The sequence below is a fragment of the Chryseobacterium viscerum genome, assembly GCF_025949665.1.
Classification (GTDB): domain Bacteria; phylum Bacteroidota; class Bacteroidia; order Flavobacteriales; family Weeksellaceae; genus Chryseobacterium; species Chryseobacterium viscerum_A.
Genome location: NZ_JAPDFT010000001.1, coordinates 218,889 through 235,763 on the forward strand (window position 1 = coordinate 218,889; position 16,875 = coordinate 235,763).

A 16,875-nucleotide genomic window follows, 5' to 3' on the forward strand; every position below is an offset into this window, starting at 1 on the left:
TGATTTTCAATGTTTTTGGTATTATATTGAAAAATATTTTTTATATTTAATACAAACAAAAATTAATAATATGAGAAAACTTCTATTTTGCTTGATGGCAGGCTTTGCTGCATCAAATTTTTATTCACAAGTGAATGTGTCTGCTACGGCAGGTACAGCTACAGGAACCTATACTACGTTAAAGGGAGCATTTGACGCTATTAATGCGGGAACACATCAGGGAGCAATTGCAATCAGTATAACAGCTAACACAACTGAAACGGCAACTGCCAGCCTGAATGCCAGCGGGGGAGCAACAAGCTATACTTCTGTTGCGATTAAACCGGCAGTAGGAGTTACGGCTACTATTTCAGGAGATGTTGCCAGTGCCCCTTTAGTGAGAATACAGGGCAGTAATATTACTTTAGATGGAAGTAATGCTGCTTCAGGAACTACAAGAGATCTTACCCTTACCAATACTTCTGTTACTGCTCCGCAGGTACTTACATTTATTGCGGCTTCTGCAGCGGCGGCCAATACCAATATTATGGTTAAAAACCTGAATATTATAAATGGTATTAATAATTCTTCGGCTTTGGTAATGTATGACGGAGCTACAACTCCTACCGGAGGTTTTTTTAATAATGTTACCATTCAGAATAATTCTGTGAAAAAAGCCTATATGGGAATCTATTTATTTGCAGCTACAGCAGCAGGTAACGGAGGAAATACATTGGTTACCGGTAATGATATAAATGCTTCAGGAACAGATGCTAATCGTCTTGGAGGGGTTTACGTACAAGGAGCGGATGGAGTCACAGTAAGTAACAATACCCTTGGTAATTTTGAAACTACCAATGCAGAAATCAAAAGAGGAATCTGGTTTGCAACAGCAACCGTTAATTCTTCAATTATCTCAAATACGATTACCAATCTGGGCTACACCGGAACCGGTGCCGGAGGGGCTTCCGGTATAACAGTAACTTCTGGTAATACGGGAGCTTCCGCAGCAGCCAATATTATTATAAAAGGAAATACGATTTCCAACTTTACCTCCAGTGGAACGGGAACTCTGTTTGCCGGAATTTATGCAGGAGGTACATTGACCAATGGAATGACCATCACTAATAATAAAATAACCGGAATCAAAAATACCAATATATCCGGATATGGAGCACAGGGGATTTATCTGGCGACAACAAATCTTACTTCCAATACTTTAGTAGCCAACAATATCGTAAGCGGTGTGGCAGGTTATGGCTATGCAACAACAGGTGGGGTAAATGACAACGGAAACGGAATTATCATCGCTGCGGGCGGAGGATATAAAGTGTATTATAATACTGTTGTAATGGATGTAAGCCAGACAGTTGCAGGAAGACCATCTGCCTTGAATATTACAAGCGGGGTAACTGGTGCAGGAGGCATAGATGTGAGAAATAACCTTTTTGTCAATACCCAAACTCAGGCAGGAGATAGATATGCAATTTATGCCGGCGCAGCCAGTACTGTTTTTTCTACCATTAATTATAATAATTTTTATTCTTCCGGAGCCAATCTCGGATATATCGGGGGAGCTGCAAAAGCTACCCTTGCTGATATCCAGGCAGGATTTGGAGGTAATGTAAATTCTTTGAATGTTTTGCCGGTATTTGTCTCAGCAACGGACTTCCATGTGTCTGGTACAGGGAATGCAGCTCTTGATAATAAAGGAACTCCGGTTGCTGAAGTAACATTGGATGCTGATGGTAATACAAGAAATGCTGTAACACCGGATCTCGGAAGTTTTGAATTTACAGCAACAGTATTGGCTGTAAATGAAACGATGAAAAAGAATACTGTCAATTTCTATCCGAACCCGGTTGTAGATTACCTTTACATCAATAATGACAGTAGAATCAAAGATGTTGAAGTATATAATGTTTCAGGACAAAGAATCCATAGCGAAACAATTAACGCAGAAAAAGGTTCTGTAGATATGAGACGTGCTCCTGCAGGAATTTATATCTTAAAAGTGAATACTGAAAAAGACTCACAATCACTTAAAATTATTAAAAAATAAAAATTAATTAATAACCAATACAAATCCCCAATATCACTATTGGGGATTTTTTTACTGTAAAAAGGAACTATTAAACTTAAAAACTTGCCTTTACCTGCATACTTCCGATATGAATGGTTCGGTCACCGGAGTTTCTTCCTTCGTAATTAAGATTCAGCTGGATAAACGAGTTGATCGCCTGCTGAATAAATACACTCCATACCTGGTTTTTTCCCGGTTTCAAACCATCCAGCATCTGATTTCCTACAATACTGAAGTTGTTTCCGGTAAAATTATTGCTGATGAATGAGAAATTTCCGCGGATAGACGTTTTTCTGCGCTCCCACTGGATGGTTCCTGTAACATCAAAAGCTTTAAGAAGTTCTTCACCATCCAGCCTTTGTTTTTGACGGAAAGCAGAGGACAGTTCAGCCTGTATGGCATCGGTAAATTTATAAGTAGCCTTAGGCTTTGTTTCAAAATTATTGAGACGATAGTCCCTTGTTTTAAATAATTGCGAAGAGTTTTGGATATCATGCACTGAGTTTTCCCAGTCTACTCTGAATTCTTTATTGAACCAGTATCCGATATTCAGGAAATGGGAGGTCTGCTCACGCTCTTCATTACTAAAATTGGCATTGATAAGATTATCGTTTGTGATAAATCTGTAGTTACCATTCCAGCCTGATTTATCAGTCGGATTGAATTGTACTGAAGCCAGTATGTTTTGATTTTTAAGAATCTGATCGCTGTTTTTTTCAAAAGGATTCAGAACAAGAACTTTATCCTTTTTATAGAATGAGTTTTGAGAATTCAATGAAATATTGAAATTCCAGCGCTTTAAAAATCCGTTTTCTGAGTTAAAAACAATTGCAGGATTGACAAATAATGCCAGCTGTAATTTATTTTTATTGGAAGGAATATACCTTACGGAATTGGTATACACACGAATGTATTGGGCAAGATCTGAATATTCTGCAATTTCAAATTCGTCAAGCTGCTGTATGCCATCTCCGTTATAATCTGTCCATTTATATACACCCTGTCCATCCGTTACTTTAATGTATTGGAACTCTCTCTGTGCCTCCTGTCCGTTTCCAAGTTCATAGAAGGCCTGAAGACGCATTCCGTTTCTGAAAAGCTGTTGATTGTATAAAATATTTCCAACTACGAAGTCATTATTTCGGGTAACATCACCTTCTGCACCTGAGTAGAAAAATTTTCTGTAATGGATTAGTGCATTTAGCGTAGTTCTTTCCGTTTTGATGATTTGACTTTCGGCCATGAATCCCAAAATATTATTCATATTCTGAAGTCGGTTGCCACGCACAGAGTCATTATCTCTCATGTATACTTTTGCCAATAGCTTGGTTCTTGTGCTGTCACCGATCTTCTTTTGCAAAAAAATTTCTTTCCAGCTGAAACTCGTGACATCCATAAGTTGAGTGTCATTGTACTTTTTCTCATTGTGTTCCATGCTTCCACCAATGGCCCAGCTGCCTTTTTTACCGGTAAATTCTGTTGAAATTCCTCCACGGATAAATTTAGTATCCTGAAGGGTAGCATTGGTACTCAGATAAGATAAATTCCCTTTGGTAAAGAGTTTTCCTGTGATCCATCCGAAATCAAGATCGTTTTTAAGCCCTTTGTAAGAGTCCTGTTCATTCAGATAATTGACACGGTAATTTAAAGTAGACTTATTATTCCATTTGTTTAGGAAGCTGAAGATAAACCTGTTTTGAGTTTTCTTATTAAACTCTTGTGTAAGGTTGAAATCTCTGGAGAATTCCACATCATTGATACGGTCAAGAATATGAAACTGTCTGTCTATATACTGATATTCAAAACTTGGAGTTCCCTTCCATGTGTTTTTCGTAAAGCTTTTATTTCCGAAAATACGCCACGCATAGCCCATATTCTGATCAGAATCTTTTGATGAAAACAAATTGACATCATAATTACTCAGGGAGATGTCAGCTCCTATTTTTCCTTCATTCAATAAATACTCAGAATTCAGGGAATATACCTGTGATTTCTGAGGAGAAGGAAGTTTTCTTACCGCTCTGTAATCTCCGGCATTAGGCCCTACATATTCAAAAACACGTCCGTTATTGGTTGTCTGTGCTATTTTATAATCTCCCAGATTAGCTCCGAAATAAGTAAAAGAAACCTGATAAAGTGTTAAGTTAGGATCCGTAGAAAATTCGTAGAAATTTCCTGCAGAGTTTAATTTGTATAAAATTTTATTGACATCATATTCGGTAACAACTCCTGATGGTGCATACATCAGATTAGGATCATTTCCTGCTTCAGCAAGGATTTGTTCATCTTCTTTAGAAAGATTTAAAGAAAGGGGTGCATTTTTATTGTCATTTTCCATGAACCAGTTTAGACCCACTTTGAATTTTTCTCTCTGATGCTCAAGTTTTCCGGTAAATAAATATCTTGAATAATTTCTGTTGGCGTAGTTATAAGAGATTGTGATGAAGTTCTGCTGGAAAATAGGACGGAAACTGGTAAAGGTAACTTCACCGGTATTGTAATTGATAATATAATCCTGGTTTTCTCCTCGCTTCATTAAGATACCATCAATGAAAACCTGTTCAGAACCGGAGATCAGCGTAATAAACTGTTCACCATTCTTACCGGTCAGACGGTAAGGTCCCTGGTTACCTTCAACCCCCTGAAAACGAATTCTATGGAATTCACTTCGTGCCACACCGGCGGAAATATCTATTAATGTTTTATTTTCCTTCCCAAATTCTGTCTGGAACTGAAGCCCCATACTCCTTCTCTGGTATTTCGCAAAATAATTTTTAGCTTCTACAAGATCAAGGTGTCCGGCTCTGAGAATAGACTTTTCCTTAATGTTAAGCTGCATATAGATTTTATCAAACTCTTCTAAAGTCTGGGTATAGCCATCAGCCTGAATAGGAAGGTTATGATCCGAAATACTGGCTAAAATCGTAACATCTTTTGACAGCCGTCCTGAAATCTGAAGATCCATGGAACTTTGTACAGATTGTCCCTGGTTGTTACCAAAAGTTATCCCACGGATAATGGAACCTTTTGAATTAAGCTCTCCTAAGAATCTCTTTTTATCATTTTTTGCCAGTACAGCTTCATCAATAATGATCTTATTGTGTGTTCTTATGAAATCCAGGGTGTCTTTTACAAAGAGATCCTGTTCCAGCCGTGCGGCAAGAATACTATCCCTTTTAATACTGTCTTCAGGAACATTGGGGTTTTTCCATGAAAATACCTGAGCATTTCCTGAAAATATGCCTAAGAAGAATAAAACGAATAGGATGATAAAATTCCGCAACTTTTAAAATAATTCGTAAAAATAATTAAAAAATGTTAACATTAAGAGGTCAATTATAATTAACAAAAACTTAATTTATTTATTGTCTCAAATAAACAAGTTAAGTGTAGTTTTGTGATATAAAGAAATTTATTAATCAAGAAAAAAATTCAATCATGAAAAAACTTTATTCTCTTTTCGCTACAGTAGTAGTGAGTGCATTTGCTTTTGCACAAACAACTTACCTGTGGGATTGTACTTCTGTAAATCCTATTTCCGGTACAAATGCTAATATTTCAAGTGTAGCATTCGCGGCTGCTCAGGGAAATAATAATGGTACTACAAATTTAATTACCACCTCATCAGTATCTTCTGGCTATACAGGTGCAAGTGGATCCAGTAATTTTGGTGCTGCTGCTTTTAAAGAGGCTCTTTCTACCACTGCAAGTACTTATTTTAGCGTTACTGTTACTCCTGTTGCTGGTAATAAAGTAACTTTAAATTCTTTAAATTTAGGATCCAGAGGAACCTCTACAGGACCTGGAAAGATTACAGTATATTCAAGCATTGACAATTATGCTACTGCAATAGGAACTGTAAATGTAAATAACAATAGTACATGGACAATGAATAATATCACTTTTTCAGGTACTAACTTAGTAGGAGCGGAATCAGCTCCGGTTACCTTAAGAATCTATGGAAGTGATAGTCCTGGTACAGGAACTCCATCTCTTGGTACAGCCAACTGGAGAATAGATGATATTTCTTTAACTGTTACTTCGTCTACTGCTTCTTTAGCAGTTATCGATACTAAAAACGTAAAATCAGGGAACTTCGTAAAAAATTCTTTTGTTAAAAACAATGAGATTGTTTTCGGATCTGATGTAAAAGACGTGAAAGTTTTCAATATGTTCGGACAGCTTGTGAAAGAAGGTTCTGTGAAACAAAACGGAACTGTAAATATTGCTGAACTGGCAAAAGGAAATTATATCGTAACAGGTACAGTAAATAACCAGCCGGTTTCTCAAAAAGTTCTTAAAGACTAATCTCTTTAGATAAAATACAAACAGCCGCTTCAATGAAGCGGCTGTTTTTTTATGTGATTATTACTGGTTTTTAGATTTTTGTATGCTGTTTATTTCTTAATTTGGTGGTATTGTTTTTGATATTTTTATTACAAATCCATTTCTAAAATTATTACGATGAAAAAAATCTTTACTCTTATCGGGCTTGTATCATTAACTGCCTTTTCAAATGCTCAGATTGTGATCAATGAGATTTATGGCGGGAATGCAGATTCAGGTGCCGTATTGAAAAATAATTATATTGTGCTCAAAAACATTGGAACGAACCTGGTTTCTTTGACCGGGGCAAGCATACAATATGCTCCGGCAATAGGGGCTTTTACCGAGTATCATACGCTTCCGGATTTTACTTTGGGTCCTGATGAAACATATTTGATTCAGGAATCAGCCATTGATGGAGGTGTTGAAAATTTACCAACACCGGATTTTATTGCCACTACTATTACCAGTTTCGATGGAACACCCAACAAATCTTCCGGATTAAGAATTTCCAATGTATCGGGAAAGATTGCTTTAGCCGGAAATATAGTACAGGTTACCGGACCTTCTGCATCTAACGTCCTGGACTTTGTAGGTTACGGGGCAAATGCAGATCAGTTTAAAGGAGATGGGCCAGCTCCTTCTCCAACCACAACTACAGCTATAAAAAGAACATTGGTAGGCAGTAATGATAATATGGCTGATTTTTCTCTGGAAGGCAGTGTGAAATCCGGGTTTGTACAGAATCCATTTATAAAGGACAGCAAAATTGTCTTCGGAACGGAAGTGAAAGATGTGAAAATCTATGATACCTTCAGGCAGATTGTTAAAAAATCACCTACGAAATTAGCCTCAACTCTTGATATTGCTGAGCTCCCAAAAGGAACTTATATTGTTACCGGAACGATTAACAATATTCCAATCTCACAGAAAATTATAAAAGATTAGTTTTTAATAAAAAATAGCTTCTTTGAAAATGTCATTCTGAACACAGACTGAAAGTCTGCGAACGCAGTTCAGAAATGTAGTGAAGAATCTCATGAGCTCGTCTGCTAATAAGATTCTTCCTTCGTCAGAATGACAAAAGCCAAATTATTTGACTTTTGAGACTATCTTTTTATTTTTTTCAGTATTTTAATACCAGCCTCTTCTCGCTGCATTAATGATTGATCCAAGGTTAAGAATCAATGTATATCTGATACGCTTTCCATAATCTTTGAATGAAGGCTCAAAACCTAAAGAAGACTGTATCGGGAAATAAACCTCCAGGAAATCCGGGATGATTCTTACTTTAACTCCGGTGTCCCATATGAATTTTGCAGGAAGATCTTTGTTTTTATAAACCCCGGCATCAGCATACACATGGAATATTTTCCATACACTTGAATCTACATTGGCTGAAGTGATCCATTGGTTTACTGTTCCCGGAAGAAAAGATTTAAAACCACCGTCAGCTAATATAAACTGCTGCGAAAGAAGACCGCTGCTGGCACTTTCTCCTAAAAGGTTATAAGAGAATGAATAATTGGAAACTCTGGAAATTCCATAGTCGAAAAGATTATTCCTTGTGTTGTTTCTTAAAAAATATCCGGCAAATAAACGTAAACTCAACTTTTGTTTAGGAGCAAATTCCCATCTGTAAAAACCTTCAGCTGTGATTTTATTAAAATCTTCCATTCCCTGTGTGCTCAGACTAAAACTTTTTTCATGGATCATCTGGCTGTCACTATACCCATATCCGACAGTCCAGACATTGTATTTGCTGTAGTCGTTATTGGCAATCATTTTAGGGCTCAGATCTCTTTCAAAATAATTATAGGAAACTCCGATGCTTCTGCTTACGGTACTTCTGGGATTTTTTCTGAAATTAATAGAGGAAGCTATTGAACTCTTTCTGTAGGCTAAACCATAATCGTAATGGAAATAAGAACCGGAAACGCCAAAGGTTAAGCTTCTGATAATACTTTCGGCAGGCAGAATAGAGTAGGAAACAGCTCCCGAGCCTGTCAGTTTTCCTGTTCCAGTACTGTAGGTAGGAGTAACTGAATAGAGGAACTTCTGATCAAATAAAGATTGGTTTTTTAAGTTAATTCCCAAAAGAAATTTATCATATGTATTGTTGAAACGTACTCTTGGGGTGATATAGATTTCGTTGTATTCCGGATTTGGAATGTCTTTTATTAATTTAAGTTTGATTTTTTTTGCATTGGAAAATATACCTTTTGCATACAGAAAGTTATCCCTGTAATTGGATTCAGGGAAGGTGTAGCCGCTATTTAATGTAACTTTATAGATGTTATCAGAAGCAGGAAGCGACAGGTTGGTAATGCGCTCATTTTCTTCAGTATCTATCCAGTATGTCTTTTTTTCTCCTTCTTTGGTCTCTGTTTCTAGCTTTACAGGAATGGAAATATCTGTATTTTTTGTAATCTTTATCTCAAGAGAATCGTCGGCTTTTTTAATGTTTTTTAATTTGAAATCAACTCTGTTTTTCTGTTTTAAAAAGCTTGAAAGATAGGCAGTTGATTTATTTTTATCGGAAAGGGAAGACAGGAAATCTTCAGGATTAATTTTTTTTCCGGAATTCTGAGAGATATAACTTTTTATAATATTATTGAAGCTGTCATACCCCATTTTATCCGCTGAATAATTAAAAAGACTTCCGGTTTCAAAACTACTGACAGCCATGTCATTGAAGTTGCTTAAAACAGGGAAGTGCTCATCAATTTTCTGATCAAGATTTTGCAGCATGATATACTGATAGGAAAGTCCGTAACGATCCAGAAGTTTTACTTTGGATGCATGGAAAAATTTTAAAGGTTTGATTCCGAATACTCTGGTCTCAGGAAGCGTGCCTAAAAGTTTGGTGTCAGCATAGAATTTTTTCAGATACTGGATTTCCAGGTAGGATTTTAAACCGTTTTTAAACCAATGGTCTTTTTCTTTATCAGCAATAACTTTTTCATCAAGAATTTTCTTGGCAATGATTCCAAAATAATCCAGATCTGTCTTTTCAGCATTGGTAAATAACTGAAATCTGAACTTCCAGAAAGTAATGTCATTATTTCCGAAAAAGTCTTCCTTAGCTCTGAATTTATCTGAAATAAAAATGCTTTCCGGAAGAATACCGATTCTTTCTTTCAGGAATTTTAATTGTAAAGGAAGATAAAACTCCAGATTTTGTTTTTCTTCCGGTTTTAGATTATAACCAAACTTAATTTCGGTTTCAGCTCCGTCAACATTGGTTTTTATTGAAGGATAGCCAGTCGGTGAAATCAAAAACTCAGGATCCGAATCCAGATATCCTTTGAATGAGTTCATCTGAACCTGTGGGAGATTACCTTCCACAAAATTATTTACAGGGATATCAAAGTTTACGGTCCAGAAAGTATTGAAACTTACTGGTTCTTCAATATCGTGGTAGTTTCTTTTGGAAATATTGTCCGGATCAAAATGATCCGGAACAATAAAGAAATATTTTAATACTGTATTCTGAGCGGATGTTCCGTATCCCGTAAAAGTTTTATCGGGAAGCTGCATCCGGTATTGCAACTGTAGAGTGACGCTTTCGCCAGGTTTTAATACATTTTTCAGAGGAATAAAAAGATTTTCATCTGAGATTGTAGTAACAGGAATGACTTCATTTTCAGAATTCTTAACATTCAGTTCAAGAAGTTTTCCCAATTGATCACTTTTTGCAAAGTGCAAATCAGTATTTCTGTCTTCCAGTTTTCTGTAGACTAAAGAAGTTCCGCGTCTGTTGTAAGCGGAAACCCAATTCAGGAGTTTTATAGTCTGCAGGTCTTTTTCAGAATGATTGTAGTAAACAATTTCCTGACTGATTTCAAGGTTCTTTTTGTCAGGAGACAGTTTAGCTTCAATATAGATACTGTCTTTCTGTGCAGAAACCTGTGCGACTCCCCAGAACAAAATAAGGCAAATGCTGATCTTTTTCAAATATTCGTGATAAAGGTCAAATATAACTTATTTTGTATATACTTTATAGGATTTTAACCCTGAATTGCTTTTTTTTCCAAAGAATTAATATACGCGTTCCAACCCTCTGTCTTATAAGTAATCGCAGATGCTTCAGGATTATCAGATTTGTAGATTCCTCTTCCTACAATGATAAAATCTGTATGCAGCGTTTTGAAAACATGTTCCGGTGTATTGTACTGCTGCCCTTTACCATCTCCTGAATCTGCAAGATTTACCCCTGGAGTAAATAATAAAAGATCTTCCGGAATTTTGTTCTGAGATACACCACCTATTACATTGGGATGAGATAAAGCTACTTTTAAAGCTTCTTCACGATAGCTTGCAGAAGTCAGAGCTCCTTTAGAAGACATTCCTACAATAGCTACCACTCCTACATTATGAAAGCAGTCTAATGATTCAAAACCTCCGATAACCTGAGATGTTACGAAATCTGCCCAATTGGTAATTTTGAAAACTCCACTCGTGAACTGAAGCTCCTGCGTGTTCCCAATGTCAGCAAATTTTCTGTCCTCCATCAATAAAAACTGATGTTTTGCAGCGATGGCTTTTAAAGGAGTGATTGTTTTTTCGTAATCGAAATCAGAAATAATATCAATATGTGTTTTTAAAGCAATGATGTGAGGTCCCACTTTTTCAGCAAGCTCCAATAACTCCTGTGTAGTGATAACATCTGCAGAAGCAATAAGGTTAGATTTTTTTGCTAAAGCTGTTTCCAGTAATTTTTTTGAAACGGAATGTTGTGTAGTCTGAAGCTTCTGCTCATAAGAAGATCTGGTTTCCTCTTCAAACTGAATATGATTCCCCTGAAGGAAGTCCTGAATTCTTTTTACTTCTTCATCAGACAATTCACCAGTTTCCTGAAGAATATTACATACTTCTGAAATATTGAAAAGAGTGTGTACTCTATATCCTTTGCTTTCCAATAGTTGTTTTCCACCTTGCTCTCTGTCCAATACCACTACAATATCAGAAACTTTAAGATCTTCCTGTTCTATTTCGGGAATAGTTTCTAACAAAGATTTTCCTGATGTGATTACATCTTCTACCAAAAGACAGTTTTGTCCTTTCTGATAAATTCCTTCAATCAGTTTTTTTGTACCATAGCTTTTAGCCTCTTTTCTTTTAATAATTAATGGAATGTAGCTTTCCAGAGACATTGCAGTCGCCATAGGAAGAGCAGCATAAGGAACTCCACAGATTAAATCAAAATTATCCAATGGAAGCATTTCCAGTAAATAATTAGCAAGATTTTTCAAAATTTTAGGATCTGAAGCCAAAGGTCTTAAGTCTACATAAAAAGGACTTTCAATACCACTTTTTAAGGTAAACCTACCAAATTTGATGATGCCTAGTTTGTAGCACTCTAAGAAGAATTCTTTTTTACTTTCCATTATTTTTTATTAGATACTGCAAATTTAAGCAATTGAAATAAGGCTTAAAAATTTATCGTTCATTTGTAAATAAAAAACCACCCCGGATTGACCAGGATGGTGTGAAAAATATAATAAACTATTATTTTACGATTTCAGCATCAATCACTTGAGCGCCGCTGTATTTTTGTTCAGCTTCCCATAATAAAAACTTGTCAACCTCTTTGATGAGCTTAGGAATGGTAAGTGACAATACTGCCAGGTCATCCATGACTCCAAGTACTGGTATCACAAATTCAGGAAGCAGGTCAATAGGAGAGAGTACATATAAAATTCCCAGTAAAGGAAGAATAATGTCTATGGATCTCATCGGATAGACTCCTTTTCTCCACATTTTGACCATTCTGAAAATATCAGGGATCTTTTTTATAAAGCCCTTGTGACTGATGGCTTCTTTTGCAAGATTTAATTTTGAATATTTCATTTTGTGTTTGGATTTAATAAATTTTTCAACGCTATAAATTTCACAAATCCTGTACCAACAAATTATAAAATTTAGTTAAAATATTATTTGATAATATTGTCAATGAACTGATGCACAGTCTCTGTGTTCCAGTCTTTTGTAGCGTCCTCTTTAATAAGGATTCTTCCGTGCTTATCCAGTAGGAAAGTGGTGGGGAATACCTTGGGAAGAATTTTCTCAGAAATAGGGCTTTGAGCAATATAAACAGGAACAGTGTAGTTGTTTTCTTTCAAAAACTTTCTTACATCTTCTTCTTTGTCATTCATAGCAATCAATACAAAATCTACATGATCTTTTCTAGTATCATACAGTTTCTGAATAGAAGGCCATTCTTTTCTGCAAGGTGGGCACCAGGTTCCCCAGAAGTTCAGGAAAATACCTTTGTCCTTAAAATTTTTAAGATTGGTGCTTGGCGCATTGATTCCTTTAAGTTCTATATCGTAATCCTCTTCACTGATATGTACGGCATTTTCAATGGTTGCAACGGGAAAGAACGTATCCTTCAGGAAGTTTCTTATTCCCGGTACAAACGCAATAACACCAATGATGGCAATGATTACAAGATAAATGATGCTTTTTTTCATATCTCTTTTTTATAGAAGATCTAAAATTTCCTGAACAGCATCTTTTCCTCTGTTCTTAGCATAATATATCTGCAGATCATTGTAGAACATATCTTTTGGATACGTTTCAGGATCAGCTTTATATTTCATCAACAGCTCATATCCATATTTCGGACGTGGGCCCCATGAATTTTTTACATTCAGGTCTTTGTCAAGAATAAGTACCTTAGGAATAGATTCTGTACCATTAGTCAGAAACTGGTTGATTAAGCTCTTATCACTGTCTCTAAGAAAAACTTTTACTTCATTGTGTCCTTCAAAAAATCTGAAGACAGCCGGAACTGTTGCGCTTGCATCTCCGCACCATGCTTCAGAAATGATTAAAATCTTTCCGTCAAAGTTTTTTGTGGCTAGTTCTTTCAGCTGATCTTCATCCGGGACGTATTTTTTTACCGTTCGGTCCATTCTCTGAAGACCCAGCTCATAATATTGTTTATATTCAGCTTCCTGTTGGTTGGCAGGATTCTCTAATCTTTCTTTTGCAATCTGAAGGTATTCCTCAAAAGAAATTCCTTTATCCCAGTAATTTTTCATTACCAAAAATATTTATGTTAAAAATTATTGATATTTCTTGTTTTGTTGATCAGAAACAGGTCTGCCAATACAAATGCAGCAAGGCTTTCCACTACAGGAACCGCTCTTGGAACTACACAAGGATCGTGACGTCCTTTTCCTTCTACGATTACAGGATTTCCGTCTTTATCAATGCTGTCCTGAGGTCTTAGAATAGTGGCTACAGGTTTGAATGCTACCCGGAAATAGATATCCATTCCGTTGGAAATTCCACCCTGGATACCTCCTGAAAGGTTCGATTTTGTAGTGAAGTCTGTATTGAAAGCATCATTGTGCTCTTTTCCCGTCATTTTGGCACCGCAGAAGCCGCTTCCATATTCAAATCCTTTGCAGGCATTGATGTTCAGCATTGCTTTTGCCAGTTCAGCCTGAAGTTTTGAAAATATAGGTTCACCAATTCCTACGGGAACATTTTTAATCACACAGGTGATGGTTCCTCCAATAGTGTTACCTTCTTTTTTGATCTCCTTGATTCTTGAAATCATCTTTTCAGCAGTTTCAGCATCAGGACAACGGACATCATTGCTTTCTGTTTGGGAAAAATCTAATGCCTGGTACGGTTTTTCACAGAAAATATCACCCACGGAAGAAACGTAAGCATTGATCTCAATGTTTGGTAAAAGCTGCTTGGCAAGTGCACCAGCAACTACCCAGTTCATAGTTTCTCTTGCTGAAGATTTTCCGCCGCCGCGATGATCCCTGAAACCAAATTTCTGATCATAAGTAAAATCCGCATGACTTGGACGATAGGCCCCTGCAATATGATCATAATCTTTCGATTTCTGATTTTCGTTTTCAATGATAAAACCAATTGGGGTACCTGTTGTTTTTCCATCAAAGATTCCTGAAAGAAACTTTACTGTGTCACTTTCTTTTCTTTGAGTAACAATTGCTGACTGGCCAGGTTTTCTTCGGTTCAGTTCGTATTGAACCTTATCGAGATCTACCGTTAAACCTGCCGGAAAATTATTGATGATACCGCCATAAGCCACTCCGTGACTTTCTCCAAATGTTGTAAGACTAAGAAGATTACCTAATGTGTTGAACATAATACAAAATTACCTTTTTTTCTTCAGATAATAAAGTTTCTGGATTTGTTCTATTTATCACTGTTTTTGATATTATTGATAACCTTTTGGGCTTCCTTTTTTTCTTCTGAAGTCATTTTTTTCCAGATGAATCCTTTCTTGAGATCATTTTTGTCTAAAAGTTGAGGGAAAATACCCGCTTTTACATCATCAAAAATATAGAATGGGGTAACGGCAGGAAGAGGAGTGTCAAAACTGTAAGGGTAATTGCGAGAAACATTAAATTTTAAATTACCGATTTTAAATGTATTAAACTGATGGTATTCGTAAGTTGAAGGCTTATAAAGCTGCTCTTTTTGAAAACTTGTCATAAAACTTCCCACTCTGAAGCTCGGAATATATTTTTGAATCAATGCCGGAAAAAATAACATTGAAATAAAAAATAAGCTTAAAACCGAAAAGACAATAATGGATTTCTTGCGATTAAAATATTCTTGAAACAGAACAAAGAATATCACAAAAAAAACATCTATGAAAAATCTGTATTGAGCGGAAAAGGCAAGGATCGATATACTTTTTATCAGCAAAGAAATACAGATCAGGGTGATGAGTTTTTTCTTTTTTATCCAGGCAAATACAGAGAAAATAATTAGACTCAGGATAAAGAGGATATTGATTTTTGATTTAATTCCTTCAAGAAAGAACCAGTTTTTAATATGATCTGCCAGTGAAAATTTTTGAATTTCTTCATAGGTGTACTGCATATCATACGTCTTCATGACAGCAAATTGGGAGGAGGTTTTCAAAACTTCCGGATTGGGTTTCCAGAATACATCCAGATCACCTATTGCTATGGGGAAAATGGGAAAACCAAATGTCCATATATTTTTAATAAAAAAAAGGAAGAGAATCAGAATTCCTAAAAGCAATGGTTTGAAATTATTTTTGAAAATAAAAACAGAACTTGAGAATACTAATATGGGCAGCCATATCATCGTAGGTTTTATAGCAAAAACAAAAACAGAAAAGGCAAAAAGAAGGGTTGTATTTCTGTTTCCGGCTATCATTTCATTTAAGATGATCAATGAAAAAATAATAACAGGAAGATCCGGGCTTGGAGATTGTGAAAACAATAATAAAACCGGTAGAAAACAAAGGTGTATCCAGTTTTTTCTTTCGATGATATAAATGGTGTAAATAATCAGTAATACAACATTGATTCTTAAAAACGGATCAGAAAAATTGGAAAACCCAGCCTGAAAAATATGCCAGACAGACATTTGCCCCAGTGTGAGATCTACATTTGAAATTCCTTTTACCAATCCATATTCTGTAAGCCATTTCAGTGTGGGAATATAATACCCGAAATGATCTAATATATAAGGATAAAATGAACCTGCAAAAATAATAATAAGAGAGCCCGCGCTCAATAATGCAAAATCTTTCCTTGAAAACTGATAGAACTCCTGGTAGAGCCTGTTTTTAAAGAAAAATAATAATCCCAATAGTATTGACGCTGTTTCTACATAAATATTTAGAGGATAAAAAAAAGAAAGAACTGTCCATACCAGGCTTATTCCCAGAATTCCGGATAGAATTTTTCCTGAGATTCCCTGAAATAAAATCCCTGATACATTTTCAATGATTTTTCCCCAACCCATTAAAACAGGAATGATGAAAATTGAAGAAAACAGAATCAATAGCATAAAAAAAGATTGCTTAAAAATAAGCAATCTTTATATTTATTGTGAAAATATTTATTAACGTGGTTGTACCCTTCCGTCTTTTCTATCTTGTGATCTCCCAATGGTATACCCTGTAGCACCACCTACAACACCACCAATTACAGCTCCCAGTCCTCTGTTTTTCTTAGCAATCAGGGCTCCGGCAGCGGCTCCACCTACAGTACCAATTACAGTTCCTTTAGCAGCTTTACTCCATCCTTTTTTCTGAGTAGTTCCCTGTGAAGTTCCACTTCCGTTATTGGCATAACTTCCATTGCTGCTTCCTGATGAACCGGAATTTGAGTTTCTGTCTCTATATATTGTTCTTGTTTCTCTGATAACCTGTGGTCTTGAATTATTTTCAGCAGCAGCTCTTGCTTTTTTGGTTTCAGATATACTGTCTGCTTTTTTCTGGGCTTCATAGACCATTTTTTCTTTTTCAATCGCCAGCTTTTGTTTTTCTATTTCCAGTTGTCTGGCCTGAAATTCAAGTTTCTGTGCTTCCAGTGATTTCTCGGCAACGCTGTCGTCTTTCTTGCAGGCCGTCATCAAAAAGACGGATAAAAAACCTGCTAATACTATCTTTCTCATAATTCAAATTTTAATAAGGTAAAGCCAAAACGACTTTGATTTAAATATATTTTCAA

At 36.0% G+C, this 16,875-nt stretch carries 12 protein-coding genes; 3 read left to right on the top strand and 9 right to left on the bottom strand.

The annotated features are described in order from the left end of the window. Positions 1–70: 70 nt before the first annotated feature. A complete protein-coding gene (locus OL225_RS01040) occupies positions 71–2,041 on the top strand; it encodes a T9SS type A sorting domain-containing protein (protein WP_264516993.1) in 1,971 nt (656 codons plus the stop codon). A 76-nt stretch (positions 2,042–2,117) separates the two neighbouring features. Here the strand turns inward: OL225_RS01040 and OL225_RS01045 are convergent, their stop codons facing one another. Further along, complete coding sequence (locus OL225_RS01045; protein WP_264516994.1) at positions 2,118–5,345, bottom strand: hypothetical protein; 3,228 nt, start codon at positions 5,343–5,345, stop codon at positions 2,118–2,120. 155 nt (positions 5,346–5,500) lie between these two features. On the opposite strand from OL225_RS01045, the gene OL225_RS01050 reads away from it, so the two are divergent. Together OL225_RS01050 and OL225_RS01055 are read left to right on the top strand one after the other, a co-directional pair. Continuing rightward, positions 5,501–6,370, top strand: coding sequence for a T9SS type A sorting domain-containing protein (locus OL225_RS01050; RefSeq protein ID WP_264516995.1), 870 nt, complete (start codon positions 5,501–5,503; stop codon positions 6,368–6,370). A 156-nt stretch (positions 6,371–6,526) separates the two neighbouring features. Then, positions 6,527–7,336 (top strand): T9SS type A sorting domain-containing protein, encoded by an 810-nt coding sequence (locus tag OL225_RS01055; protein ID WP_264516996.1) that lies wholly within the window; start codon positions 6,527–6,529, stop codon positions 7,334–7,336. Positions 7,337–7,522: 186 nt separating this feature from the next. Here OL225_RS01055 and OL225_RS01060 read toward each other — a convergent pair whose 3' ends face one another. The 8 genes from OL225_RS01060 to OL225_RS01095 all read right to left on the bottom strand — a co-directional run bounded on the left by OL225_RS01060 (position 7,523) and on the right by OL225_RS01095 (position 16,819). Next, positions 7,523–10,345, bottom strand: coding sequence for an aminopeptidase (locus OL225_RS01060; RefSeq protein WP_264516997.1), 2,823 nt, complete (start codon positions 10,343–10,345; stop codon positions 7,523–7,525). A gap of 53 nt (positions 10,346–10,398) precedes the next feature. Then, positions 10,399–11,778, bottom strand: coding sequence for an orotidine-5'-phosphate decarboxylase (gene pyrF / locus OL225_RS01065; protein ID WP_264516998.1), 1,380 nt, complete (start codon positions 11,776–11,778; stop codon positions 10,399–10,401). 121 nt (positions 11,779–11,899) lie between these two features. After that, positions 11,900–12,241: a YkvA family protein gene (locus tag OL225_RS01070; RefSeq protein ID WP_047379034.1), complete on the bottom strand. Its 342-nt coding sequence runs from the start codon at positions 12,239–12,241 to the stop codon at positions 11,900–11,902. Between the two features lie 83 nt (positions 12,242–12,324). After that, positions 12,325–12,864 (bottom strand): TlpA family protein disulfide reductase, encoded by a 540-nt coding sequence (locus tag OL225_RS01075; RefSeq protein ID WP_047379032.1) that lies wholly within the window; start codon positions 12,862–12,864, stop codon positions 12,325–12,327. A 9-nt stretch (positions 12,865–12,873) separates the two neighbouring features. Next, positions 12,874–13,437: a thioredoxin family protein gene (locus OL225_RS01080; protein ID WP_047379030.1), complete on the bottom strand. Its 564-nt coding sequence runs from the start codon at positions 13,435–13,437 to the stop codon at positions 12,874–12,876. Positions 13,438–13,454: 17 nt separating this feature from the next. Further along, positions 13,455–14,525, bottom strand: a complete 1,071-nt coding sequence (gene aroC, locus OL225_RS01085) for a chorismate synthase (RefSeq protein ID WP_047379028.1) — start codon at positions 14,523–14,525, stop codon at positions 13,455–13,457. A gap of 50 nt (positions 14,526–14,575) precedes the next feature. Beyond that, complete coding sequence (locus OL225_RS01090) at positions 14,576–16,210, bottom strand: LIC_10190 family membrane protein (RefSeq protein WP_264516999.1); 1,635 nt, start codon at positions 16,208–16,210, stop codon at positions 14,576–14,578. 54 nt (positions 16,211–16,264) lie between these two features. After that, on the bottom strand, positions 16,265–16,819 hold the full coding sequence (locus OL225_RS01095) for a YMGG-like glycine zipper-containing protein (RefSeq protein WP_047379025.1): 555 nt from the start codon (positions 16,817–16,819) through the stop codon (positions 16,265–16,267). Between the last annotated feature and the right edge of the window lie 56 nt (positions 16,820–16,875).